At 38.2% G+C, this 25,554-nt stretch carries 23 protein-coding genes; 5 read left to right on the top strand and 18 right to left on the bottom strand.

The window, feature by feature from the left end; genetic code table 11:
• Window positions 1–619: 619 nt before the first annotated feature.
• Together LZF87_RS08515 and LZF87_RS08520 are read left to right on the top strand one after the other, a co-directional pair.
• Entirely contained in the window at window positions 620–1,558 is a 939-nt protein-coding gene (locus LZF87_RS08515; protein WP_244338497.1) for an SdiA-regulated domain-containing protein, read from the top strand.
• Between the two features lie 256 nt (window positions 1,559–1,814).
• Window positions 1,815–2,144 (top strand): YegP family protein, encoded by a 330-nt coding sequence (locus LZF87_RS08520; RefSeq protein ID WP_244338499.1) that lies wholly within the window; start codon window positions 1,815–1,817, stop codon window positions 2,142–2,144.
• Between the two features lie 48 nt (window positions 2,145–2,192).
• Here LZF87_RS08520 and LZF87_RS08525 read toward each other — a convergent pair whose 3' ends face one another.
• The 4 genes from LZF87_RS08525 to uvrA form a co-directional block, all read right to left on the bottom strand.
• Window positions 2,193–3,221: a M28 family metallopeptidase gene (locus LZF87_RS08525; RefSeq protein ID WP_244338501.1), complete on the bottom strand. Its 1,029-nt coding sequence runs from the start codon at window positions 3,219–3,221 to the stop codon at window positions 2,193–2,195.
• Between the two features lie 63 nt (window positions 3,222–3,284).
• Window positions 3,285–4,361: a DUF3667 domain-containing protein gene (locus LZF87_RS08530; protein WP_244338502.1), complete on the bottom strand. Its 1,077-nt coding sequence runs from the start codon at window positions 4,359–4,361 to the stop codon at window positions 3,285–3,287.
• A gap of 133 nt (window positions 4,362–4,494) precedes the next feature.
• A complete protein-coding gene (locus tag LZF87_RS08535; RefSeq protein WP_244343809.1) occupies window positions 4,495–5,220 on the bottom strand; it encodes a TIGR00730 family Rossman fold protein in 726 nt (241 codons plus the stop codon).
• A gap of 35 nt (window positions 5,221–5,255) precedes the next feature.
• Entirely contained in the window at window positions 5,256–8,087 is a 2,832-nt protein-coding gene (gene uvrA / locus LZF87_RS08540; protein ID WP_244338504.1) for an excinuclease ABC subunit UvrA, read from the bottom strand.
• Between the two features lie 348 nt (window positions 8,088–8,435).
• Between uvrA and LZF87_RS08545 the strand changes: the two genes are divergently transcribed.
• Window positions 8,436–9,128 carry a hypothetical protein gene (locus tag LZF87_RS08545; protein ID WP_244338506.1) on the top strand — a complete coding sequence of 231 codons (693 nt, stop codon included), beginning with the start codon at window positions 8,436–8,438 and terminating at the stop codon, window positions 9,126–9,128.
• 94 nt (window positions 9,129–9,222) lie between these two features.
• On the opposite strand, the gene LZF87_RS08550 is transcribed toward LZF87_RS08545, so the two are convergent.
• From LZF87_RS08550 to LZF87_RS08560, 3 genes are all read right to left on the bottom strand, one after another.
• Window positions 9,223–11,043, bottom strand: coding sequence for a chloride channel protein (locus LZF87_RS08550; RefSeq protein WP_244338508.1), 1,821 nt, complete (start codon window positions 11,041–11,043; stop codon window positions 9,223–9,225).
• Window positions 11,044–11,104: 61 nt separating this feature from the next.
• The gene (locus LZF87_RS08555) at window positions 11,105–11,770 is read right to left on the bottom strand and encodes a DNA alkylation repair protein (protein ID WP_244338510.1); all 666 of its coding nucleotides are present in this window, start codon (window positions 11,768–11,770) and stop codon (window positions 11,105–11,107) included.
• Window positions 11,770–12,354, bottom strand: coding sequence for an ACP phosphodiesterase (locus LZF87_RS08560; protein ID WP_244338511.1), 585 nt, complete (start codon window positions 12,352–12,354; stop codon window positions 11,770–11,772). The genes LZF87_RS08555 and LZF87_RS08560 overlap by 1 nt, the downstream gene beginning before the upstream one ends.
• A gap of 124 nt (window positions 12,355–12,478) precedes the next feature.
• Here LZF87_RS08560 and glmM point away from each other — a divergent pair, with 124 nt between their 5' ends.
• Complete coding sequence (gene glmM / locus LZF87_RS08565) at window positions 12,479–13,867, top strand: phosphoglucosamine mutase (RefSeq protein ID WP_244338513.1); 1,389 nt, start codon at window positions 12,479–12,481, stop codon at window positions 13,865–13,867.
• Between the two features lie 81 nt (window positions 13,868–13,948).
• On the opposite strand, the gene LZF87_RS08570 is transcribed toward glmM, so the two are convergent.
• Window positions 13,949–14,437 carry a cupin domain-containing protein gene (locus LZF87_RS08570; RefSeq protein WP_244338515.1) on the bottom strand — a complete coding sequence of 163 codons (489 nt, stop codon included), beginning with the start codon at window positions 14,435–14,437 and terminating at the stop codon, window positions 13,949–13,951.
• A gap of 343 nt (window positions 14,438–14,780) precedes the next feature.
• Window positions 14,781–15,569: a slipin family protein gene (locus tag LZF87_RS08575; protein ID WP_244338517.1), complete on the bottom strand. Its 789-nt coding sequence runs from the start codon at window positions 15,567–15,569 to the stop codon at window positions 14,781–14,783.
• A 249-nt stretch (window positions 15,570–15,818) separates the two neighbouring features.
• Between LZF87_RS08575 and yaaA the strand changes: the two genes are divergently transcribed.
• Window positions 15,819–16,577: a peroxide stress protein YaaA gene (yaaA, locus tag LZF87_RS08580; protein WP_244338519.1), complete on the top strand. Its 759-nt coding sequence runs from the start codon at window positions 15,819–15,821 to the stop codon at window positions 16,575–16,577.
• On the opposite strand, the gene LZF87_RS08585 is transcribed toward yaaA, so the two are convergent.
• From LZF87_RS08585 to trpC, 9 genes are all read right to left on the bottom strand, one after another.
• Window positions 16,574–16,927, bottom strand: coding sequence for a hypothetical protein (locus tag LZF87_RS08585; protein WP_244338521.1), 354 nt, complete (start codon window positions 16,925–16,927; stop codon window positions 16,574–16,576). The genes yaaA and LZF87_RS08585 overlap by 4 nt on opposite strands.
• Window positions 16,928–17,134: 207 nt before the next feature.
• Window positions 17,135–18,712 (bottom strand): DHA2 family efflux MFS transporter permease subunit, encoded by a 1,578-nt coding sequence (locus LZF87_RS08590; RefSeq protein WP_244338523.1) that lies wholly within the window; start codon window positions 18,710–18,712, stop codon window positions 17,135–17,137.
• 1 nt (window position 18,713) lies between these two features.
• Complete coding sequence (locus LZF87_RS08595; protein WP_244338525.1) at window positions 18,714–19,793, bottom strand: HlyD family secretion protein; 1,080 nt, start codon at window positions 19,791–19,793, stop codon at window positions 18,714–18,716.
• A gap of 16 nt (window positions 19,794–19,809) precedes the next feature.
• Window positions 19,810–21,129 (bottom strand): TolC family protein, encoded by a 1,320-nt coding sequence (locus LZF87_RS08600; RefSeq protein ID WP_244338527.1) that lies wholly within the window; start codon window positions 21,127–21,129, stop codon window positions 19,810–19,812.
• Entirely contained in the window at window positions 21,119–21,742 is a 624-nt protein-coding gene (locus tag LZF87_RS08605) for a TetR/AcrR family transcriptional regulator (RefSeq protein WP_244338528.1), read from the bottom strand. Before LZF87_RS08605 ends, LZF87_RS08600 begins: the two co-directional genes overlap by 11 nt.
• 332 nt (window positions 21,743–22,074) lie before the next feature.
• Window positions 22,075–22,836, bottom strand: a complete 762-nt coding sequence (trpA, locus tag LZF87_RS08610; RefSeq protein WP_244338530.1) for a tryptophan synthase subunit alpha — start codon at window positions 22,834–22,836, stop codon at window positions 22,075–22,077.
• A gap of 121 nt (window positions 22,837–22,957) precedes the next feature.
• On the bottom strand, window positions 22,958–24,139 hold the full coding sequence (trpB, locus tag LZF87_RS08615; RefSeq protein WP_244338532.1) for a tryptophan synthase subunit beta: 1,182 nt from the start codon (window positions 24,137–24,139) through the stop codon (window positions 22,958–22,960).
• Complete coding sequence (locus LZF87_RS08620) at window positions 24,123–24,728, bottom strand: phosphoribosylanthranilate isomerase (RefSeq protein ID WP_244338534.1); 606 nt, start codon at window positions 24,726–24,728, stop codon at window positions 24,123–24,125. The genes trpB and LZF87_RS08620 overlap by 17 nt, the downstream gene beginning before the upstream one ends.
• Entirely contained in the window at window positions 24,725–25,516 is a 792-nt protein-coding gene (gene trpC / locus LZF87_RS08625; RefSeq protein ID WP_244338536.1) for an indole-3-glycerol phosphate synthase TrpC, read from the bottom strand. Before trpC ends, LZF87_RS08620 begins: the two co-directional genes overlap by 4 nt.
• Between the last annotated feature and the right edge of the window lie 38 nt (window positions 25,517–25,554).

Below are 25,554 nucleotides of genomic sequence, written 5' to 3' on the forward strand. Positions count from 1 at the left end.
TTAAAACGATTGAATAAAATAAGAGACACTTTTTAGTAATAACTATTTTACCTAAATGTGCTCATCATTTTATCTTTTGCCATCAAAAACTAAAATCCCTCTCCCTGAAATCCGAAATTTTGTTTTAACTGTTCCTTTGATCTTCTAACTTAATTTTGTTAAATATATTGATGCTGAAATTTGTTGTAAAGTTAGTTATATTTTTACTATGTTGCTGATTGTGAGCAACATGTGTTTTTTAATTAAAATAAAAAATGTATTTATTTGGAGAATATTTCAATTGAAAGAGAATTTACAAACCGGTATTTCGTTCCTTTTTAGCGTAGAGCAGCAAGCTTTGTAATTATAAGGTAAATCACTTTTTTGCCTGTGTAAGTGTTTGATTTTTAGAGTTAATTGTTTTTTGGAAGTTTATTTTAAGACTTTTCATAATCACTTTGACTGAAGTTTCTTTCGTATATTTGTTATTGCGATAAAACTGCTTAAAGGAAATTAACGACGGTGTGTGTTTTGTGAAAATTGAAACTGAATTCGGAATCGTCAATTAAAAAATCATTTTGAAAAAATAAGTCTCAGTTGTTTTAAAATCAAATGTAACGTTACTAGATATCCTTTTGTTATGAACAGATTTTTTAAGCTATTTTTGGTTTGTTTATTTGTTTCCAGTTGTGAATCGCAGACAACCAGAAGACCAAATAACGTTTTTAAAATTCAGAATAATATTTCGGCTCCAACAGACAGTTCCCGTTCTGTGATACCGTACAGCCTTAGTAAACCAAACAAAAAATATCATTTACCTGCTATTCTCGAAGAAGTGTCGGGATTAACAGATATTGATTCGGCTCACGTAGCTTGCGTTCAAGATGAGATTGGAACGGTGTTTATTTATAATTTTCTGGTTGATTCTATTATAGCCAGACATAAATTTGACAGTGTTGGCGATTTTGAGGGGCTGACTTTCACCGGTAAATCACTCTTTATCCTGAGGAGTGACGGAAGGTTGACGGAATGGAAAAATTTTAACCCAAAAACGGGGTCGGGAAAAGTCTCTCATACTATGCTGCCACTTCAAACGACAAATAATGAAGGACTTTGCTTTGACAACAGAAAAAACCGACTCCTTATTGCAGCAAAAAGCAAACCAATGAATCATGACTATAAATCGGAAAGATTTATTTATGAGTTTGATTTGATCAAAAACAAATTAAATAAAAATCCTGTTTATAGTATAAATACAATTGAACTGGAGGCTGCTGCTAGAGAATTCAGTATCGTTCAGCAAAACAATACGGAGACAGGAAAACTAAGGCCTTTTAATTTCCGGCCCTCAAGTCTGGCTGTCCACCCGCAAACTTCAGATATTTATATTATATCAGCAGCGGATAAGTTACTATTGGTGATAAATGAGCAAGGTGAAATACGTAATATGGAACGTCTCAATGACGATTTATTTGCTAAAGCGGAAGGAATAACTTTTTTGAAGGATGGCACAATGATAATTACAAATGAAGCTGCAGGAAGAGTACCTACGTTGTTAATATTCAAGCCGACAAAATGATGCTTGTTTTAAAAATGAAAATTCAACGTAGCTTCGAAATTGGCATACTGTCTTTTACAATGGTATTAGGAATAACAAAAGAGAGTATTCAGGAGAAAGATTCGTGCAGTCAGGGAATTTACACAAGGCAGAGCCTAAAATGCTATGTGAAAAAGACTTTAGCATGCTGATATTAAATTTCTTCAATTTTTGAAAAGTTAACCATAATCTTACTATTTTAGTAGTAAATCAATTACTAATCAATAAAATATAAATTATGGGTTCATTTTTAATTACAAAAAGAGCAAATGGCGAGTTTCAATTTGTTTTAAAAGCAGGAAATGGTCAGGTTATTTTGGCTAGTGAAGGGTATACAACAAAAGCGGCCTGCGAAAACGGTATCGAATCGGTTAAGAAAAATTCTCAGGATGATGGCCGATTTGAGAGATTGGAATCAAAAAACGGAAAGCCTTATTTTAATCTGAAAGCATCAAACGGACAAATCATTGGAAACAGTGAAATGTATGAATCAGAATCAGCTCGTGAAAATGGCATCGAATCGGTTAAGAAAAATGCACCCGACGCTGCTGTAAAAGAAGAATTGTAGATTTGAATACATACAAAAAAGCTCCTACATCAATAGGAGCTTTTTTTATTATTTACCGTCTTTGTCAACTACCGGTCTATTTTCGCTGTTCGCCAGTTTCCACGCTAAAGCAAAAGCCAGTTTTGTTCTTTTGGCTAACAAATCATATTCGATTTTATCTGGAGTATCGGTAGACTTATGATAGTCATCGTGAATTCCGTTAAAAAAGAAAATAGCCGGAATTCCTTTTTTTGCAAAGTTGTAATGGTCTGAACGATAGTAAATCTGCTCAGGATCGTTTCTGTCGTTGTATTTGTAGTCTAAACGCAGGTTTACAGTTTCTTTATTCGCTTCTTCGTTCATTCGGTGCAAATCAGAACTTAAACGATCCGATCCAATCACATAAATATAATTATTGTCGTTAGGATTTAGGTTGTCGCGACGCCCGATCATGTCAATATTGATATCGGCTATGGTATTGGCAATCGGGAATAACGGATTCTCGGAATAATATCTCGAACCATGAAGTCCGTGTTCTTCTCCTGTTACATGAAGAAATAAAATGGAACGTTTTGGTCCGTGTCCTGCTTTTTTAGCTTCCATAAATGCTTTTGCAATTTCCATAACCCCAACTGTTCCCGATCCGTCATCATCAGCACCGTTGTAAACTTCTCCGTTTTTCATTCCAACGTGGTCATAATGAGCGGAAATAATCAATACTTCTTCTGGTTTTTCAGAACCTTCGATAAATGCCCAAATGTTTTCAGAATCATTTAATTTCGGAGCAAATCCTTTTTTCATGAATTCGGAAGGTACTTTTTGGTAGTAGCTGTCAGCTCCTTTCGGATAAGAGATTCCCATTTTTTTGTACTGACTGATTATGTATTCCCCGGCTTTTTTCTGGCCAGGTTCTCCGGTATTTCTACCTTCCATTTCATCTGAGGCAATAACAAAAAGGTTTTTCTTTAAGTTTTCTGAACTTATTGATTTTATATAAGTATCACGTGAATTTTTAGTGGGTTCCGCCAGTTTCTGCTGTGAGGTACAGCTAGCGAAACTTAGCGAAAGTGCAAAACTTAGGATGAGTATCTTTTTCATAGATGGTGTGTTTCTCAAATTAGTAGCTAAAAAGAACTTTTTGTTTCAAAAAAAGTACAGTATTTAATGAATGCTCATAAAAGTGTATAAACTGTACAATGCAAGAATAATCCAAAAGGTAGTGAAATTTATTAAAAATAATGCTGAACTTTTCAAAAATGAAATTATTTTACTTTCACCATAAAGTCTTTTATGGGCTTTGTAAAAATAAATAATGGGCCAGAACATGTAAACGGTAAATAAAAGGCCCAAAATGATATCCATTGCAAGCCCGTCGCCCATATTTAATAACCACACCAATATCATAAGGATACTTGTCAATAAAAGAAGGAATGAAAAATAGTGGAGCGTGAAGATTCCGTGGTCAAAATAAAACCAACGTTTTTTTCCATGGATCAGCCACAGCCAAAAAGCAAAAAAGGGCATGTACAAAAAGAGAAGTTTTGGAAGATTCCGGAAAAAAAGTTCAAGCGATTTTCGGAAGGCTTCCTGCATGGTATTGTGTTCGGCAATCATAACCAACCTTTTGGTAAACCAGTATTGCAGTTTCGACATCCGTTTGTTTTCCGGAAGTGAATTCTGAACCGAATCGAGTTCGCGTACTGATTCACTACCGGGAACCCACCCGTACTCATCATTTTTTGAAATTATTTTTTCAGCACTGTTTGAAATTACTTTTTCACCACTGTTTGAAATCACTTTTTCATCAACAGGACTCTCGGTGGAATAGTTGATATTGATTCCTTTCTTTTCTTGAAATTCTTTTGGAGCTGTTTCATTAATGGCAACCGGACCACTTTTATCATTAACAGTCATGTCGTCCAGATTGATAAAGAAACTCGTGATGAAGAAGGTAATAAAACTTATAAAAATATACAATTTAACAGGTACGACGTAACTTTTCCTTCTTCCTGAAAGATATTCCCGGGTTAATCGGGCAGGGTGGAAGAGTAAGTATTTTATGGTTGTCCAAAAACCACTGTCGTAGTGAACAAGGTCTTCAGCGGTATGGGTAAAAAGATAATGAAATGACTTTCGCGTTTCTGTGTTTTCCTGTCCGCAAAGAGGACAAAAACGGCCTTCAACCTTTGTACCGCAGTTTAAACAGGTTTTGTCTTCGCGAAGTGCTCCTTTACTCATGGTTGAAAAATTGTTTACCGTAAATAAAGTTATGAAAAATTTTTCAAAGAAGTACTTTTCTTATTTTTTTTGATTTTGACTTATCGGTCTGATTTTAAATAAAAAAGCCTCCAAAATGAAGGCTTGTGATTTTTTAGAAGTTCGGACTGAGATTGTATTTTTTATAGAATGTATCAAGTACTTCAAGAACTTCATCTTCGGTATCTACAACCTTAATCAGGTTCATGTCTTCTATATCTGCATTTTTCTCTTCGTTAATGAGTACGTTTTTGATCCATTCCAATAGTCCGGACCAAAAACTCCTTCCAACCAAAATGATAGGGAATTTGCCTATTTTCTTGGTTTGGATAAGGGTAACCGCTTCGAAAAATTCGTCCAAAGTTCCAAAACCTCCCGGCATAACTACAAAGCCCTGAGAATATTTCACGAACATTACTTTACGAACGAAGAAATAATCGAAATTAAGGTTCTTGTCTTTGTCAATATATGGGTTGTGATGTTGCTCAAAGGGTAAATCAATATTTAAACCCACCGAAATTCCGTTGCCTAAATGGGCTCCTTTGTTTCCGGCTTCCATGATCCCGGGACCTCCACCGGTAATTACACCATAACCCGACTGACTGAGTTTATAGGCAATCTTTTCTGCCAAAATGTAATATTTATTATCCGGCTGTGTTCTTGCGGATCCAAATATGGTAACGCAGGGACCAATTCTCCCCATGGATTCATAACCATTAACGAATTCCGACATAATTTTAAAGATAGCCCACGAGTCGTTAGCACGAATCTCGTTCCAGGTTTTTCTTTTAAATTTATCATGAATTCTGTCTTCGTCATTTAAATAATCATCTTTCATCATCTTTTCCATTAAGTAAAAGTTAGTCTTTAGTCTTACTAAGATAACTCTTTTTTCAGGAATTGGGCGGTGTAACTACGTTTATTTTTAATGATTTCTTCAGGTGTTCCCTTGGCAATTAATTCACCTCCGCCTTTTCCTCCTTCATATCCGATATCGATTATGTAATCGGCAAGTTTAATTACGTCCATGTTGTGTTCGATAATCAAAACGGTGTTTCCTTTGTCAACGAGTTTGTTGATTACGTCCATCAATACGCGAATGTCTTCAAAGTGTAATCCTGTTGTTGGTTCATCAAGAATGTAAAAGGTATTTCCGGTATCTTTTTTGGATAATTCGGTTGCCAGTTTGATACGCTGGGCCTCACCTCCCGAGAGCGTTGTACTTTGCTGACCAAGTGTAATGTACCCCAATCCAACGTCCTGTATCGTTTTGATTTTACGATAGATTTTCGGAATGTTTTCAAAGAAAGGAACCGCTTCATCTACAGTCATTTCCAATACATCCGAAATCGATTTTCCTTTATAGCGGATTTCCAGTGTCTCCCTGTTAAAACGCTTGCCCTGACAGGTTTCGCATTCCACATAAACATCCGGAAGGAAGCTCATTTCGATGGTTCTCACACCCGAGCCTTCGCAGGTTTCACAACGTCCGCCGGATACATTAAAACTGAAACGTCCCGGTTTGTAACCGCGAATCATTGCTTCAGGTGTTTGTGTGTATAAACTTCTGATTTCCGAGAAAACATCGGTATACGTAGCCGGATTGGAGCGTGGTGTACGCCCGATCGGACTTTGGTCAATATCGATTACCTTGTCGATATGTTCCAGGCCTTCAATTTTTTTATAAGGCTGTGGTTTTTTTACGGCATTGAAGAAATGGGTATTGAGAATAGGATAAAGCGTTTCATTAATCAATGTCGATTTTCCGCTTCCTGAAACCCCCGTAACGCAAATAAGCTTGCCTAACGGTAATTCCACCGAAACATTTTTCAGGTTATTTCCTGTCGCTCCGGTTAACTTCAAGACTTTTCCATTGCCTTCTCGACGTGTTTTCGGAACGGCGATTTCCATTTTACCATTCAGGAATTGTGCTGTAATGGTGTTTTCTTTGAGTAATTCGGCCGGTGTTCCTATACTGATAATTTCTCCTCCAAAACGCCCTGCTTTTGGACCAATGTCGATCACATAATCGGCTCTCTCTATCATGTCTTTATCGTGTTCGACCACAATAACCGAGTTTCCGATGTCGCGTAATTGCTCTAACGAATGGATCAGTTTCTCATTATCGCGTTGATGTAAACCGATACTAGGCTCATCCAGAATGTAAAGTACTCCAACCAATTGCGAACCAATCTGAGTTGCCAATCGGATTCGTTGTGCTTCACCACCGGAAAGGGATTTTGAACTTCTGTGCAATGCCAGATAATTTAGTCCCACATCCACCAAAAACTGAAGACGGGCTTTAATTTCTTTAACCACTTCGACTGCAATGGCTTTTTGCTTTTCGGATAAATGAGCGTCCAGATTTTTAAACCATCCGCTCAGTTCATCGATATCCATAGACGATAAATCGCCAATGTTTTTTTCGTTTATTTTAAAATATAAGGATTCTTTTCGTAAGCGGGTTCCGTGGCATTCCGGACATTCGATTTCGTCCATGAATTCTTTGGCCCAGCGTTTTATGGAAGCTGAATCACTTTCCTCATATTGATTTTTGATGAAATTGGAAATTCCTTCAAAATCGATTTTATAGTCTTTGGTAATGCCCATCACTTTGGAAACCACTGAGAATTTCTCGTTTCCACCGTTTAAAATCATGTCCATGGCCTCAGCTGGAATGGATTCGATGGGATCAGTTAGTTTGAAACCGAATTTTTCACCGATAAATTCCAATTGCTTGAAAATCCATGTGCTTTTTTGTTCGCCCAATGGGGCAAATCCTCCTTGTTTGATGGATAATTTCTGGTTTGGGATAATCTTGTTCTGATTGATTTCGTTTACAGTTCCCAGTCCGTTGCAATGCGGGCAGGCTCCTTTTGGAGAGTTGAACGAGAAATTGTTCGGCTCCGGATTCGGATAGGAGATTCCCGTGGTAGGACACATTAAATTTCTACTGAAATAACGAACTTCCTGACTTTCCTGTTCGATAACCATCATAATGCCGTCTCCGTGGTACATGGCCGTTTTGATACTTTCCGTCAGGCGTTTGTCTACTTCTTCGGTCGAATCAATTGCCATTCTGTCGATTACCGTTTCGATATCGTGGGTTTTGTAACGGTCGACTTTCATTCCGAATTCCAAATCGCGGATTTCTCCGTCGACACGTACTTTTACAAAGCCCTGTTTGGAGATTTGCTCAAATAATTCACGGTAATGTCCTTTACGTGAACGGATTATTGGAGCTAATATGTTGATGCGTTTTCCGTTGAAGTTTTCAAAAATAAGTTCCTTAATCTGATCGTCGGAATAAGAGACCATTTTTTCACCGGTGTTATAACTGTAAGCTTCTCCGGCTCTGGCGAACAACAATCGGAGGAAGTCATAAATTTCGGTGATGGTTCCAACGGTGGAACGCGGACTTTTGCTGGTTGTTTTCTGCTCAATTGCAATTACCGGGGAAAGTCCATCTATCTTGTCAACGTCCGGCCGCTCCAGACCACCCAAAAACTGACGGGCGTAGGCGGAAAACGTCTCAATGTAACGGCGTTGTCCTTCGGCATAAATGGTGTCAAAAGCCAATGACGATTTTCCGGAACCCGACAGCCCAGTGATCACCACAAGTTTTTCACGCGGAATGACAACATCAATGTTTTTCAGGTTATGAGCGCGTGCGCCGATAACTTCAATAGTATCCTCGGTATTCAGCATAATTTATTTTGTAATTGTGCAAAACGCAAAGGTACGATTTTGAAGCGAAATTGAAGAGTGGAATGGGAAAGGTTTTGTTTTGATGCAGCACCAATATTGTTTCAAGTAATAAATTGTTATGAATATCAAGAAAAGTAATAAATAATAAAATTTTTTTGATTTTTTCCTATTTTAACTTTTTGATTATCACCTGTTAACGATTTTTCATACAGTTAGTCATATTTTTTTTTTGCTTCAAATTTTTGTGTTCAAATTTGTCTTAACTAATCCACGAAAAACAAATCAGGTTGTATTTTTCTCCAACTACCTATTCGCTTTTTTCGAATCATTAACCAAATTAAGATATTTATGAGAAACATTAAATTATTAGCAGTTGTTGCACTGGCAACATTGCTAGGTGTGATTAGCTGTTCAAAAGAAGACGCTATTTCATCAGAAGCTGATGAAAATTCAACAGAAAGAGCTAGTGAAAATCCTTCTGTAGCAAAGGCATCTCACAATTTAGACATTATCGGGGTTCCACAAAATTTTCTAGGACCTTGGCCGGACATGACCAATAAAATTTTTGTTCCTCTGGAAGGAAGAACGAAAATTCAGATGGTTCAAGCTGATCAATATCAAATATTAGCTCCAAAAGATGGTATTGCAAGGTTTTCACTGCCAGATCTTAATCCAAGTGGCCCCGCATCCTATTCAATTTTTGCAAAAGCACTGGGAGGTGGAGGAACTGTAGGAATTTGGACTTGTCCTGCTGTTGGTGCTAGTACTGTTCAAGGAACTGATATTGATGGCTACTATAAATTATGTTCTGCCGGGTCATTAACCGTTGATGCAAGTCGCCGTGCAAGATATTTAACTGTAACCGATCAATTCCTTACCATAAAAGTACCAAGTAATTTAAATCTAGACTCAGATGCTGACATTGAAGTAGCAGCCGGAACGTATCCGGTTTTTGATGATCGTCTTAAAGATTATTTTTGGAAACCATACGATGGCAACAATCGTTTAAAAATATTGCAATTACGATTAATTGAGGAATAGTTTCTTATATTTAGCTACAATACATTTACAAATAGCCCGTCAATTTGTGACGGGCTATTTTGTTTAGAAGTAATGTGTAGTATTAGAGATAAAGCTATTCTATTCGGAAGGATTTCAGTTTTTCGCGATAGGTATCCAGAATGTCTACTTTGGTGACATAACCCAGGCATTTGTTGTCTTTTAAAACAAACAGTTGCGTGGCATTGGTGGTTTCAAATTTTTCTATAACTGTTTCCATGACTTCGTCATACGATATGGTTGCTGCCGGTCTTTCGATAATGTCACTAAGTAAAGAGTATTTTACCTGAAACGCATTGAAAATGATGTGACGGATGGAATCAAAATAAATCACACCAACAAATGAATCCTGTTCGTTGATTACCGGGAAAACAGATTGTTTTGTTTCAGAAAGCAGTTTTACAACCTCATCGATTTTTGAAGAGGATTTGATGGTTACAAAATCAGTTTTGATGAGTTTTGACAATTCGATTGACGAAAGGATGTTTTTGTCTTTATCAGAAGTGAAAACGGTTCCTGTATTGGCAAGGTTTTTTATGTCCATTGAGTGGCCTTCCAGATTTTTTGAGATGGCAAAACTGATGGAAGACACAATTAAAAGCGGAACCATCAAACCATAGCCTCCAGTAATTTCGGCAATTAGGAAGATGGCAGTTAAAGGCGAATGAAATAAACCGCTTAAAACTCCTGCCATACCGACTACAGAAAAATTGCTTATGGGTAAATCACGGTCGATTCCTGTAAGCCTGAAAAATTGAGCCACAAAAAAGCCAAGATACGAACCCACAAAAAGGGAAGGGGCGAAGTTACCGCCATTACCGCCACTGCCTAATGTCAGTCCAGTCGCTATTGATTTTATCATTAATGTCAAACCGATGAAAATCAGTAAAATCCATTGGCTCGATTTGTGTTCATCGAGGATGGTATTTTCTAGTAAAACTCCAGGATTGGCTGACGAAAGTGTTTTGATGCTTTCATAACCTTCACCGAATAATGTCGGGAAAAAGAAGATAAGAATTGCTAAAGCGGAAGCTCCAACCAATGCTTTTTTGTAGGTGGGCGATTTTGATTTACCAAAAAAATGCTCGACTTTTCGAAAGCTTCGTGCATGGTAAACCGAAACCAATCCGGCTAAAATTCCCAGGATGATATAATAAGGGATATTGTGGTAGTCGAAAGTAAGCTGGTTTTTAAAACTCAGCAAGATTCCTTCTTGTAAAATCACTTTAGAAACTAAAGCGCCGGTTGCAGCCGAAATCATGATTGGGATGAAGGCGGTGACGCTCATATCGGCCAAAATCACTTCGATGGAAAACAAAACCCCGGCTATGGGAGCGTTGAAAGCTGCAGCAATTCCCGCTGCAACGCCGCAAGCCAGCAAAAGAGTCCGGTCTTTATAATTCAGACGGTATTTTTGAGCGTAATTAGACCCGAAAGCCGCACCGGTAATGGTAATGGGTGACTCCAATCCGGCAGAACCTCCCAAGCCAACAGTAAGTGAACTGGTTATGATTTGCGCATACATTTGTTTTTTGGGCATGATCCCTGATTTGTTAGCTACGGCAATCATGATTTGCGAGGTGCCTTTTTCTATGCTTCCGTCAAGGAATTTTTTAACGACAAAAGCGGTTAACAGAATCCCAAAAATAGGCAGGATACTGTTGGAATAAGGTAAATGAAGTATTCTGTCAATATAGTTCGCAAATCGAAAAACCGAATGGGCAAACGTTTTCAGTACGATTACGGCTAAAGCGGAAGAAATTCCCACCAACACACAGGAAACGTACAGGAACTGACGGTTGCTTAAAATAGATTTCAGTAAAAACAAAAAAGCTTCAAAACGCTTTAATTGTTTGCGTAACAACAAAATAAACGGTGAAACTTTTTTGGTGGGCATTGATTTTTTGTATTTTCAAACGGATGAAATGCTAAAATACACCATTTCTGTGAGAACATTGTTATAAATTTCGGAGCGCTTCCCTTTTACTGAGCGGTTTTAAGTCTGTTTTGCTTACAAAATTCCTGACACCTTCTGGATTGAACCGACTGTAATCACGTAAAGCCCATCCGATGGCTTTCTGAATGAAAAACTCTTTGGAGTCTTTGTGCTTTTCACACAGTGAAAACAGTAATTCCGCATCGGTTCTATCTTTGTAATCCAATTGAAAAAGAATGGCAGAGCGGTTGAGCCACATATTATCGGAAGCGGAAAATTTTGAAATGATTTTTCCTGTCTCTTCCGGAAACTGAACAAGATAATTTCCTAGCAGGTATTTGGCAATTGTGTCTACACTATCCCACCACGAATGGGTTGTTATCATTTTCTCGATTAGTAGTATATCTTCTTTGATATAGTTCTTTTTGAGCTCTTTTGTCAGGATTTCGATGGCACAATAATGGAATTCCCGTTCTTTTTTTGAGAACAATTTCCAGACAATGGTTCTAGCGTTTTGCTTGACTTCTTCCTTATGAGTTTTCCAGAGTTCTTTCAGGATTTCTCTTCTGGGAGTGGTTTTGATTCCGAAGAAAGAGAAATTGTTTTTCATGTAAGTTTCCATTGATGCCGCTGTTTCCAAAGAAGCATTTTGGATGAAAGCATTTTCGAGTTCAGCAACAAAATACATTATAAAATGGATAGTTTTTGTTGTACATGAGCGCGTAAATCTTCGAAAAAAGCAGTGAATTCCGATTCGAATTCGGTGTAGTATTGTTCAAGTTCTTTAACCGCATTTTGCATGGCAACCCGGTTTTTGGTGCGATGATCCATCTGAAAAAGTATCATTCCGATGCCTTCCACGGTAGAATAACTCGCTAACCAGTTCCTGCCAATCATCGACGGCATCATACTTTGGGTTTTTGAAGTAAGCCAGTCGTAATTTTCCCTGAGCGAATTGTAAAACCGATTGGCATACTCTTCCAGATTTTCATCGGAATATTGTGCCCAGTTTTTCGCCAGGAAATGATCGTAGAAAATATCCATGATCACGCCCGAATAATGTCCGTAAGCATCATGCAATCTGTGTTTGCTCTGCCTGAAAATAGGATGCGCATCGGTAAAGGTATCAATGGCGCGGTGCAGTAAAATTCCTTTTTGTACATCCAGTGGAAACTGCTCATAGTCATGCCCGCGAATACCATCCGCCATGAAATTTCCGATTTTGATTAGATCGTTTTCGCCGGAAAGATAGATATGTGCTAAAAAGTTCATATTACTAATATAATAATTTTAAATGATGATTTTTAAATTTTAATTGATTTTCTCAAAACCACAATTCGCTATATTTGTCACTGCATTTAAAAATTAACATTTAAAATTTAGAATAACCCTTTATATGACTTTAATAAAATCCATTTCTGGAATCCGCGGAACCATCGGTGGTAAAGTGGGCGATAATCTGACGCCGGTTGATGCCGTTAAATTCGCATCAGCTTACGGAACTTTTCTGAAGCAAAATATAAATAAAGAGAGATTGACCGTGGTTATTGGCCGTGATGCACGTATTTCCGGACCGATGATTCACAATCTTGTGGTAAATACGCTTGTTGGACTTGGGATTGACATAATCGATTTAGGTTTGTCAACAACACCAACAGTAGAAGTGGCTGTTCCTTTGGAAAAAGCCGATGGCGGAATCATTTTAACGGCATCGCATAATCCGAAACAATGGAATGCTTTGAAGTTATTAAACGCGAAAGGTGAGTTTTTAAGCGGTGCTGATGGTGCCAAAATCCTGGAAATAGCCGAAGCAGAAGCTTTTGATTTTTCGGATGTCGACAGTTTAGGAACAGTAACTGAAAATGACGCTTATATGGACATTCACATTGATGAGGTATTGAATTTGCCTTTAGTAGATGTGGATGCAGTAGCGAAAAGAAAGTTCAAAGTAGTTGTTGACGGCGTGAATTCTTCGGGAGGAATCATTATTCCGAAGCTATTGGAGCAAATGGGCGTGGAAGTAGTAAAATTATACTGCGAACCAAACGGTCATTTCCCGCACAATCCGGAACCTTTGAAAGAACATTTAGGTGATATCTGTAAATTGGTTGTGGAAGAAAAAGCCGATTTCGGAATTGTAGTAGATCCGGATGTAGACCGCTTGGCCTTCATTTTAAACGATGGCGAAATGTTCGGGGAAGAATATACTTTGGTGGCAGTTGCCGATTATGTATTGAGCAAAACACCTGGAAATACGGTTTCCAACATGTCTTCTTCACGAGCATTACGAGATATTACCGAAAAACACAACGGAAGTTATGAGGCAAGTGCAGTAGGAGAGGTAAATGTGGTGGAACTGATGAAAGCATCCAATGCGATTATCGGAGGAGAAGGGAATGGCGGTATCATCTACCCTGAAATCCATTACGGACGCGATGCGTTAGTTGGTGTAGCTTTGTTCCTGACTCATTTGGCAAACCAGACACAAACTGTTGCCGAAATGCGTGCAGCATATCCTCAGTATTTCATGAGTAAAAACAAAATCGAGTTGACTCCACAGATTGACGTGGACGCTGTTTTGAAGACGATGACTGAAAAGTATGCTTCGGAAAATATTTCAACTATTGACGGAGTGAAAATCGATTTCCCAACGGAATGGGTGCATTTAAGAAAATCTAATACCGAACCGATTATCCGTATTTATACCGAAGCTCCAACGCAAAATGCTGCAGATGTTTTGGCGGAACGTTTTGTTGGTGAGTTGAAGCAGATTGCCGGAATTTAATTTGAAGTTGTTTCAGTTCTTTATATAAAATGAAACCCTGAGTGAAAGCTCAGGGTTTATTTATTTTTCCAGAATTAACATTTATTTCTTATTTCTCGGATCATCGGCAGGATTAACATAGATGATATTCCAAGGCCCCATACCGTGTATTTGTACGATAGTTTCCTCTTTAGCAAATGCAAAATGGCGGGTACCCATCAACATTACTGCAAATCCGCCTGTTGGCATCTCTCTCGCTATTTTTTTATCAAATTTTTCACCAAGTCCCATATTAAATGATCCTTTAATGACAGTAATATGCTCGTCAGCAGGGTGATAATGCGGCATTATCGTATAATTGGCGGGAATTTTAACTCGCATGGTGAATAATCCTGCAACTTTGGGGTCGCCTTCTATTACTGCTACTTTTGCGCCTGGAGGTAAAGCAGGTGGAGCATCTGACCATTTAATATCACTGGGCATGACCATGATGTGGTCGGCAGGCATTTTCATGTCTTGTGCCTGAATCTTAAGAACTGCGCTGAAGATACTCAACAGTATCAAAACAGCAATTTTTTGTGTTGTTTTCATTTGTCCATTTTTATTAGTTTAGTTTTTTAATATCGCTTCATTCTGTTTTCAAATGCAAAATAAATAATATACCCGCACCAGGTTGTAAATAATAAAAATGGGGTTTTTTTGTGTTAGATTGCTATTTTTTAGCTTTGTTTTTTAATGACTTTTACGACCTATAAAGTTAAGTATAAAACTTGATAATCAGGGTTTTAAAAGTTTTTTTGTTAAATTGACAACATAAAAACACAGGGTGATTTTAGAAGGGTATTCTTCCTGCAGGTTCAAACAGATTGCCGGTATTTAAGCAGGAGTATCTCAGTTTTACATAAAAAGAAACCCTGAGTAAAAGTTCAGGGTTTTATTTTCCTTTTCGTTTTTTATTCTCTGATTTCTTTTTGGAGATGACTTCCGTAAAGTTCTTTGCCGCATTGGTAAAATCGGAAGGAATCAGCACAATAGTAGTCGTGTTGTTATCAATACCAATTTCGGATAGCATTTGCATCCTTCTTAGTTCCAGAGCTATTGGACTTTCCGCCATTTTTGTTGCTCCTTGTGTAAGTTTGATGGAAGCGTCGAGCTCGGCTTCGGCTTTGACAATTCTTGCTCTTTTTTCCCGAATGGCTTCGGCTTCGCGCGCCATGGCTCTTTGCATGCCTTCGGGGATTTCCACGTCTTTCATTTCTACCATTTCAATTTTAATTCCCCAAGGCTCCGTTGCCGAATCGACAATCCGTTGCAGCGTTCCGTTTATTTTTTCCCTTTCCCTTAATACTTCATCCAGCGAGTGCTGTCCGATGATATTTCGTAATGCAGTTACCGAAAATTGATACACGGCCTTATTGAAATCGGCTACTTTAATAATTGCGTCTTCCGGATTGGTGATTTTGAACCAAAGCACCGCGTTTACTTTTATGGTAACGCTATCTTTTGTAATGGTTTCCTGCTGTTCCAGATCCACGGTTTTTGTACGGATGTCAACTCGTTGCTGCCAATCTATTAAAGGAATATTATAATAAAGTCCCGGGCCTTTTACCTTATAAAACCGCCCGAGTCTGAAAACAATGCCTCGCTGATATTCCTGTGCTATGCGAAACCCTGAAAGAAGGAGGATCACAACGATAATTCCTATGATTTGAATAGTTGTCATAATCTTTTGTGATAAAATTTGTTCATTATTGACTTGTTGATTTTGATTGGAATCAACCTATAAATTTACGACTAATGTTTGCAATAAATGAGTCTTTTGTAAATAAATTCAGTGAGTTATATACGAATTGGATGTTTTGTTTTACAGTTGTAATCATTTTTATCAATATTCAAATCGGTACAATCAATTCAGTCGTATATGGATTTATGATTGGAATTTGTACTTTTGAAAACCATTAAAAAACCAAGAATGAAAATCGTTATTTCTCCTGCTAAGTCATTGGATTTTGAAAAAGAACTGCCAACACCTCAATTTACCGAGGCCTGCTTTTTAAAAGAGGCTAATTCGGTGCATAAAGTGTTGAAGAAAAAGAAACCGAAACAGCTGATGGAATTAATGGATATTTCGGATAAGCTGGCCGATCTGAACTGGCAACGCAACCAGGAATGGGCAACTCCTTTTACTCCCGAAAATGCACGTCCGGCAGTTTATGCTTTTAATGGGGATGTTTATCACGGCTTGGATGTTTATAATCTACCGGTTGAAAAATTAGACGTTTTGCAGAATAAACTCCGAATTCTCTCCGGTTTATATGGCCTTCTGAAACCATTGGATTTAATCCAGGCATACCGTCTGGAAATGGGCACGCATATGCCAATCGGTAAAAACAAAAACCTTTATGAGTTCTGGAAAACGAAAATCACCAAAGAGCTGAACAAGGAACTTAAAAAGGAAGATTTATTCCTTAATCTCGCCAGCAATGAGTATTTTTCTGCTGTAGATGTAAAAGCATTGAAAGTCCCTGTAATTACTCCGGAATTCAAAGACTACAAAGACGGAAAACTTAAAATGATAAGCTTCTTTGCTAAGAAGGCCAGGGGAATGATGGTGCGTTACATTATTGACACAAATGCAGAAACTCTCCAGGATTTGAAGGGTTTCAATTATGAGGGTTATAAATTCGACGAAAACCTGAGCAAGGGCAATACTCTGGTTTTTACACGTTAATATCCTAAATGTAAATATTCTTCATAATCTCGGAAAGTGTCACGTGTCATTTTGCGCTGATCGCGAGATATTTCACGCAGAGCTTCAACACCTTTGCGGGCACAATGTTTAACTCTTGTCAATCTTGAGGAGAATTCCATTAGTTTATTCGCATCGGAAGGATGAAGTTTTTCGCGAAGTTCATTTACGAATTCAGAAAATTCATTCATTGTATAACTGTTTTCATCATATTCCGCTTGTAAGTCTACTAGAAACTCATCAATTTCCTTCTCGATATCGTGACAATTATGTTCACTTTTCATTAAAAATTCTTTTAGAATTCTTCTGTCTCCTTTAGTAAAAATGCCCATGATGAATGTAGTTTTTGGTTAATAGATTATAACTATCTGATTAACAATTAAATAAGTTTAACTGCGTTTTAAAATTAGCTTAAATAATAGTTATTTTTTTTGCAAATCGATTAAATGAAAAAAAAAACGACTAAGCGAAAAACTAATAAAAAAACTCTGAACAATTACTGTTCAGAGTTTCCTAATCAAATAACAACTATGCTTAAATTAATGAACATTCGACATGTCTACTTTTCCTGCTCCTCGCTTGATTAAAAGTACAAACGGGATACAGATCACGAACATAATGCCTAAGTAGAGGAAGACATCCATGTAAGAGAGTACGGTGCTTTGTTTCATTACCGACATTTCAATGGCTTTATGCGCTTTGTCCAACGATTCGCTTGCGCTGAAACCTTTAGACATGAAACCCATTTGCAATTGTTGAATCCGTTGCTGTACTTCAAATTTTGTTGAATCCAGATGAGCGATTAGGTTTACACGATGTGCTTGTGTAAAACGGGAAATGAATGTTGTGATAATGGCAATTCCGAAGGAACCTCCCAATTGTCGCATCATCCCTGTAAATGCGGCACCTTCGCCAATTTGTCTGCCATGTAAAGTTGACAAGGCCAGCGTTGTAATCGGCACGAAAAGGAGGCCGAGTCCCATACCACGCAAAATTAATGGCCAGAACATATGTTCCGTTCCTGTGTCCGGAGTCATTATGCTGTACATCCAAAAAGTAAATCCGAAGAAAATCATAAATCCGATAGCTACCAGATAGGCCTGCGGAACTCCTTTTTGAATCATTTTCCCGATAATTGGCATCATAATCCCAGTCATGATTGAACTAGGAATCAGCAATAATCCTGCATCGGTGGCTGTCCATCCCAAAATAGCCTGCGTGTAAATCGGGATAATGAACGTTGAGCCATACAATCCGAAACCTAAAATAAAACACATTATGGTTCCGATGCGTAGATTTCGGTCCTGGAGCACACGAAGGTTTACAATTGGGTATTTATAAGTGAGTTGTCGCCAGATAAATAAAATTAATCCAAAAAACGAAACCACAGAAAGGATGATGATTGTAATATCTTCAAACCAGTCGTCTTGTTGCCCGTGTTCCAAAACAAATTGCAGCGATCCGATAAAGGATGCCAGAAACACGATTCCCCACCAATCCACCTGATTAGCTTTTAATTTTTCGCCGTATTTCGGACTTTTTACAAAGTAAAGTGTCAAAATGGTCGCAATTATTCCTAATGGTATGTTGATGTAGAAAATATAAGGCCACGAAAAATTATCCACAAGATATCCCCCAAGAGGCGGACCTAAAGTCGGACCCACAATTACTCCCATTCCATAAATAGCTTGTGCCATTCCGCGTTTGGCTGCCGGATAACTTTCGGTGATAATGGTTTGAGCCGTTACCAAAAGTGCACCACCACCCATTCCTTGGATGAATCGGAAAAATACCAATTCCCAAATGCTGGACGCATTTCCGCAAAGGAAAGAGGAGACGGTAAATATGATAATGGAAGCCGCAAAATAATTTCTTCTTCCGAATTGTTGGGAGAGCCAACTAGTCATCGGAATGATGATTACATTGGCAATAGCATAAGCGGTAATTACCCAGGCAACATCGGTCAGAGTGGCTCCCAAACTACCCTTCATGTCGTTCAGGGCAACGTTTACGATAGTAGTATCTACAATTTCCAGCAGTGCACAAAGTACTGCCGTAATTGTGATGATGACTCTACGAAAGCCATATTCTACTAAATCTTCTGCTTGTGTTGTCATATTATTTTACGTGAACATCTACTTCCACATTCATACCCGGACGTAGTAATTTTACTTTTTCCTGATCATTATTTGCAGACAATTTTATTTTAACCGGTAAGCGCTGAATCGTTTTAACGAAGTTACCCGTTGCATTGTCCGGAGGCAGGATAGAGAAACGCGACCCGGTTGCAGGAGAGAACGAGTTTACTTCGCCTTCAAACTCTGTATCAGGATAAGCGTCTACTTTGAATGTAACTTTTTGTCCCACACGCATTTTGTTTAATTGCGTTTCTTTGAAATTGGCGATTACCCAAGTGTCTGCATTGTTTACGATGTAAAATAAAGACTGTCCCGGTTGTATCATCTGACCGGCCTGTACATCCACGCTTGAAACCTGACCGTCTACAGAAGCTGTTATAACGGTATAACCTAAGTTAAGTACGGCAGCATCTAAAACTGATTGTGCACGTTTTATGTTAGCGTTTGCCACGCCGATTTGTTTATTGGCTACATTGGTTTTTGAAACCACGGCTTCACGCTGGTGCGCGCTGGCATTGCGCTGTTGTTGCAGGATTTCAACTTGTTTTTCCGCTTCCTGCTTAGCTGCTAAAGCCTGCTCGTATTGCTGTTTCGTAATGGAATGGTTTTTATACAGATTCGAATAGCGTTCAAAATCATTGGTAGCTCTTCCTAAACGTATTTTAGCTGCTTCGATGCTCCCAAGGTTGGATTGAATTGTAGCCTCTGAAATTGAAATATTTGCGGCTGTAGCTCCCACATCGGCTTTTGAAACTTCAAGGGAATTTTCCGCTACGGCCAAAGCGGCTTTTGCTTCTTCAACTTTAACTAAAAAGTCCTTATTGTCGATTACCAAAAGCGTATCGCCTTTTTTTACGAAGTCATTATCTTTGATATAAACTTTTGATACATAACCTGCCACACGCGGTATGATCGGATTCATGTTTTGTTCGATCTGGGCATCATCGGTTTCTTCGTGTGCCTGACCGTGCATGTATTTGAAAGTTCCGTATACACCCCCCAGAAGAACTAAAGAGCCAATTATTAGAATGAATTTTTTATTTGCTGGTTTATTTTCCATGATGAGTGATGTTAATTTAGTTTTTGGTTGGTAATACTGTTGATGAGGTTAATTTGCCTGAAGCCGCTAAGATTTCATAATATTTCTCAACGATATCGGCTCTTGAAGAGGATTCGTTGATTTTTGAAAGCAGTTGTTGTACATCTGCCTCCAGTAATTCGTCCGTGTCGGCCAAACCATTGTCGTGTTTGTCTTTCACAATTCTGAAATTTTCAGCGGCCTGTGCAACGGCTTCTTCATACACTTTGTTTTGTTTCTGAGCCAGAAGATAATTTTCATTAGCCTGCTGAATCTGTATTTTTGCCTTATCGGTCATTATATCCAATGATTGTTCTGCTTCTTTTGCTTTGCTTTTAGCTGCTTTGACATCTTTTCCGTTTTTGAAAACGGAAGATAGGTCATAAGACAGCCCTGCCCCGAAGTTCATGGCATTGGTAACGGTAACAGTATTCTGCAAATCAAAACCGATGTAGCCTCCCATAAGGGTCAAAGCAGGGTAGTAGTTGCCTTTTGCTATTTTTACGTTGGTTTCGGCTGCCTTTTGTTGCAATCGGATTGCATTTAAATCGTTTCTGCCGGAAATATCGTCTGAAGGTGTATCAAAACCAGTTTTTTTCTTGAAAGTGTCAGAATCGGGATTTATGATTGTTTCTTCGGGTAGTTTCAAAAGAGTTACCAGTTGATAATTTACGGTACTCATATTTTTTCTGGCTTCTTCCAAGGCAATCTGATAATTAGAAACCTGTAATTGTGCTCTCAACAAATCGTTTCGGGCAATTAGTCCGTTTTCTTCCATCGCTTTGAAATCGACCACACGCTGTTCGGCTCTTTTGATGTTTTCCTGAATTAGTTTTTCATTTTCCTGAGCTTTGTACAACGTTACGTAAAGTTTTACAGCCTGTATCCCTACATCTTCCTTGGTTTGTTTGGAGTAGAATTGTTCCGCTTCATACAAACTTTGTGAGGCTTTGATACTGTTTTGGATTTTAAGACCTGCAAATACCGGAACAGTTGCCATCGCGTTTCCTAAAATAAGCTGGTGCACTTCCGGCGTGCTTCTGCCTTGCGATTGGTTTCCTAATTTGAAATCCACATCTGCATTGGTAAGTCGCTGGTACTGCCCGTTGATTTTTACATCGGGAAGTTGCTTGTTTTTAACCGTCTGCATTTCGAATTCTTTCGAAGCCACTTTGGTATCTGCCAATTTGGCCTCGTTGCTCTGTGCGGTAGCCATCTGAACGGCTTCTTCAAGAGTCATGTTTTTTTTCTCCTGCGCTAATGCGGAAGAAATTCCAAGCAGGAAGAAAATTCCAAGCTTGATAGTGTTATTTTTCATATGTCAGTAGGGCTTTAATAGTTTGTTTGATGTGACGCGTAAGTTCTGTGTTAACGTAGTTGTCTATATCTTCCGGCGTATTTAAATTCAGAATGTCTTTAAAATAGGGTTTGTTCATCTGGAAATGAAAATACGTTCCCATGATGGTAGTGGGAATCAAAATGGTATTGACATCTTTACGGAAAAAACCTTTGTCCTGACCTTCGGCAATAATGTTTTTCAAAATCTCCAGATTGTATTTTTTTATTTCATTGAAAGCATCGCAATTGATGATTCTTTTTCCGGATGAAATTTCAAAGTGGATAATCTGATAGATGCTTTTGTTTCGGTTGATGCGCTTGATGTATAATTCAATTAAGCGATCAATTTTTTCTAAAGGGGTGAGGTCTTCGCGATACAAATTTTCCATCTGCAAACGCATATCCGAAATCCGGTAAATAATTAACGCTTCGAGCAACTTTTCTTTCGAACCGAAATAGTAGGAGATCATTGCAATATTGACGTTGGCCAATTTGGCAATATCGCGTACCGAAGTTCCGTCAAAACCTTGTTCCGCAAACAGCTTTTCGGCTGCCTGTAAAATTTCAATTTGCTTATCGTTAAAATCAGTCATTTTTATTTGATTTTAAATTCGGATACAAAATTAAACACTTGTTTAAATTAAACGTTTGTTTAAATTAATTTTAACATCTTTTTAACAAAATGAATTTGATTGATTTTTGATGGTTTTTAGATGGAGGAGGTGAGTGAAAATTAAGTGGTTCGAATTCTTTTTTGAACCAATAATTTGTGTAGTTTTATCAAATGAAAAATTGACAATCTAAATAGGTTGTCGGATACTGAAAACCACTTTTTAAGCCTTTAAAAAGTGGTTTTTTTTGTATATAAATAAAATCTATAGTTTATGTTTAAATGATTTATTACCAGTGTTTTATATTTGTTATGTTAAACTACCTGTTTAATGTGTTTTTCAATACTGCTTATTTCGTTGTTTTTGAGGTGATTTACGAATGAGCTTCCGATAATGGCTCCTTTTTGATGCTTGGTTGCTTCTGAAAATGTTTCTTTATTTGAGATTCCGAAGCCGACAATTTGAGGGTTTTTAAGGTTCATTTTTGAGACTTTTTCGAAGTAATTTTGTTGTATTTCTCCAAACGAATTTTGACTTCCGGTGGTGCTTGAACTGCTCACCATATAGATGAAACTATCGGACAATCCGTCAATTTTCTGTATCCTTTCTTCCGAAGTTTGGGGGGTAATTAGGAAGATGTTTTTGAGATTATTTTGCTCAAAAATGACCTTAAATTCATCCTCGAAAACCTCCAAAGGAAGGTCTGGAATGATGAGTCCATCGATACCGATTTCTGCACATTTTTTACAAAATTCCTCTACTCCATACTGTAAAATTGGATTGAAATAGCCCATAATCAGGAGCGGAATTTTGACTGTTTTTCGGATGTTTTTCAGCTGTTCGAAAAGCAATTTTGTGGTCATTCCGTTCTGTAAAGCGATGGTTGAACTCTCCTGAATTGTCGGTCCGTCTGCTAACGGATCACTAAAAGGTAAACCGATTTCAATCATGCCGACACCACTTTTTTCGAGTTCTTCAATAATGGAAACCGTATCGTTGAGGTTAGGAAATCCTGCTGTAAAATAGATGGAAAGCAGCTTCTTTTCCTCTTGTAATTTTATGTTTATTCTGTTCATTTTTTAGTGTTTTGTGTCTGCGTTAGGGATGGGAATAGCATCCTTTTTACGGTCGTTGAGGCTCTCGAAATGACCGTAAAAAGATAAAATGGACAGCCCGACCTTTGTGGTAACGCCCAAATTAATAGTTGAAATAGTCTATATATGTGTTCAAATCCTTGTCGCCGCGACCTGATAAATTGATGATTACAACATCATTTTTGTCAAATGTTTTTTGCTCTAAAACCGCCAAAGCGTGCGAACTTTCAATAGCGGGAATGATGCCTTCCGTTTTACAGAGATTCAATCCTGCTTTCATGGCTTCATCGTCGGTAATAGCCATAAATTTAGCTCTTTTCGTTGCGTGTAAATGGGCGTGCAACGGTCCGACGCCAGGATAATCCAGGCCGGCAGATATGGAATATGGTTCAGTAATCTGACCGTCTTCCGATTGCATCAACAGGGTTTTACTTCCGTGGATAATACCGATTTTCCCCAATACCGAAGTTGCGGCACTTTCCCCAGAATCAACACCTTTTCCGGCGGCTTCGACTGCAATGAGTTTCACGTTTTCTTCATCCAGGAAATGATAAAAAGCCCCTGCAGCGTTGCTTCCGCCGCCCACGCAAGCTATTATATAATCAGGATTTCCTCGGCTTTCCTTTTCTAATAATTGCAGTTTAATTTCCTCAGAAATAATACTTTGAAAACGTGTCACCATATCCGGATATGGGTGCGGCCCTACTACCGAACCGATGATGTAAAACGTATCGACCGGATTATTGATCCAATCCCTAATCGCTTCATTGGTAGCGTCTTTTAGTGTTTTTGAACCGGAAATTGCTGGACGAACTTCGGCACCGAGCATTTTCATTCGGGCTACATTTGGTGCTTGCCTTTGGATGTCAATTTCGCCCATATAGACGATGCATTCCAACCCCATCAAAGAGCAAACCGTTGCAGTGGCCACACCATGTTGACCCGCACCTGTCTCGGCAATGATTCGGGTTTTGCCCAATCGTTTGGCTAACAGGATTTGTCCAATGGTATTGTTGATTTTATGGGCGCCGGTATGACACAAATCTTCACGTTTTAGGTAGATTTTGGTATTGTATTTTTGGGATAAACGTTCGGCAAAATAGAGTGGCGTAGGGCGTCCGACATAGTCTTTCAGGAGTTGTTGGAATTCGGCCTGAAAGCTTTCGGTTTCTATTATTTTTAGATAGTTCTGACGTAATACTTCTACGTTCGGATAGAGCATTTCTGGGATGAAAGTGCCGCCGAAGTCGCCGTAAAATCCTCGTTCGTTAACTTGATATGACATGTTGTAATTGTTTTAAAAGTTGTGTGTTTTTTAATCCTGGTTCGATTTCAAATTTGCTGTTGACATCGATTGCGTGAATGGGTAAATTCAGTTGTTGCACGGCTTTAACTTCTTCTAGACCAATGCCTCCGCTTAGGAAGAAAGGTTTTTGGGAAGTGTAATTTTCCAGAATCTGCCAGTTGAAAGTTGTTCCGTTACCACCTTGATATTGCCCCTTAGTGTCGAATAAGAAATAATCACAAACATTTTCGTAGGGCGTAATGGTTTGAAAATCAAAGTTATCATCAACTGAAAATGCTTTGATCACTTTAATATTTATATGTTTCAACAGATAACAGAATTCAGGTGATTCATTTCCATGTAACTGAACGAGCTGTAAATTGTAACGTCGTATTTTGTCTAGTATATCATCTAAATAAGCATCTACAAAGACGCCTACTTTTTGTGTTGATTTGGGCAATATTGGTATTACTTTATTGAAAAACCTTGGTGATTTCTCATAGAAGATAAAACCCAGATAATCGGGTTGTAATTTTGCAACTTCCTCAATGTTAGCCGAATATTTCATGCCACAGATTTTTGTTTTCATGGTTTTACAAGTAAAGTATTGATTAAAGATTTTGCAGCTATTCCCGGATTTTCGGTTTTCATGAAATGTTCACCTATTAAAAATCCTTGATAACCATATTGTTGCAATTCTATAATTGCCTCAGTAGAACTGATTCCGCTTTCGGAAACTTTTACGAATTCATTTGGAATGTGTTTGGCTAATTCTTTGCTGTATTTCAAACTTATTTCGAAGCTTTTCAGGTTGCGGTTGTTGACGCCGATCATGTTTAAACTTGGCATAAAGGCTTTGTCTAATTCTTCACGATTGTGTACTTCCAATAATACTTCAAGGCCTAAAGATTGAGCAAATTCGGAAAGCTGCTTTATTTCTTTACGAGTTAAAACAGCTGCAATCAGTAAGATAGCATCGGCGCCGTGGGCTTTGGCTTCCAGAATCTGATATTTGTCAATGATGAATTCTTTCCTTAAAATCGGAATATTGACCGATGCTTTTGCCAAGAGTAAATCGTCCAGCGAACCCCCAAAATACTTTCCGTCGGTCAAAACAGAAATCCCTGAAACTCCGGCATTTTGGTAACCCATTACTACTTCTTCCACGGAAAAATTGTTGTTTATTATCGGTTTCGATGGTGAACGACGCTTGTGTTCAGCGATGATTCCCACCGCATTGTTTCGTAAATTCTTGCTTAAAGAGTGCGTTCGGCTTCCAAATAGCGCTGAGTTTTCCAGTTGGTTAACAGTAATAAGTTGTTTTTTAAGAACTACTTCTCTTTTTTTGTCGGATATTATTTTATCTAGAATGGTCATGATTTTTATGTTTTTATTTCGTTGAAAGGGAAAAGGGA

Origin of the sequence: Flavobacterium enshiense, assembly GCF_022836875.1 — a bacterium.
Taxonomy (GTDB): Bacteria; Bacteroidota; Bacteroidia; order Flavobacteriales; family Flavobacteriaceae; genus Flavobacterium; species Flavobacterium enshiense_A.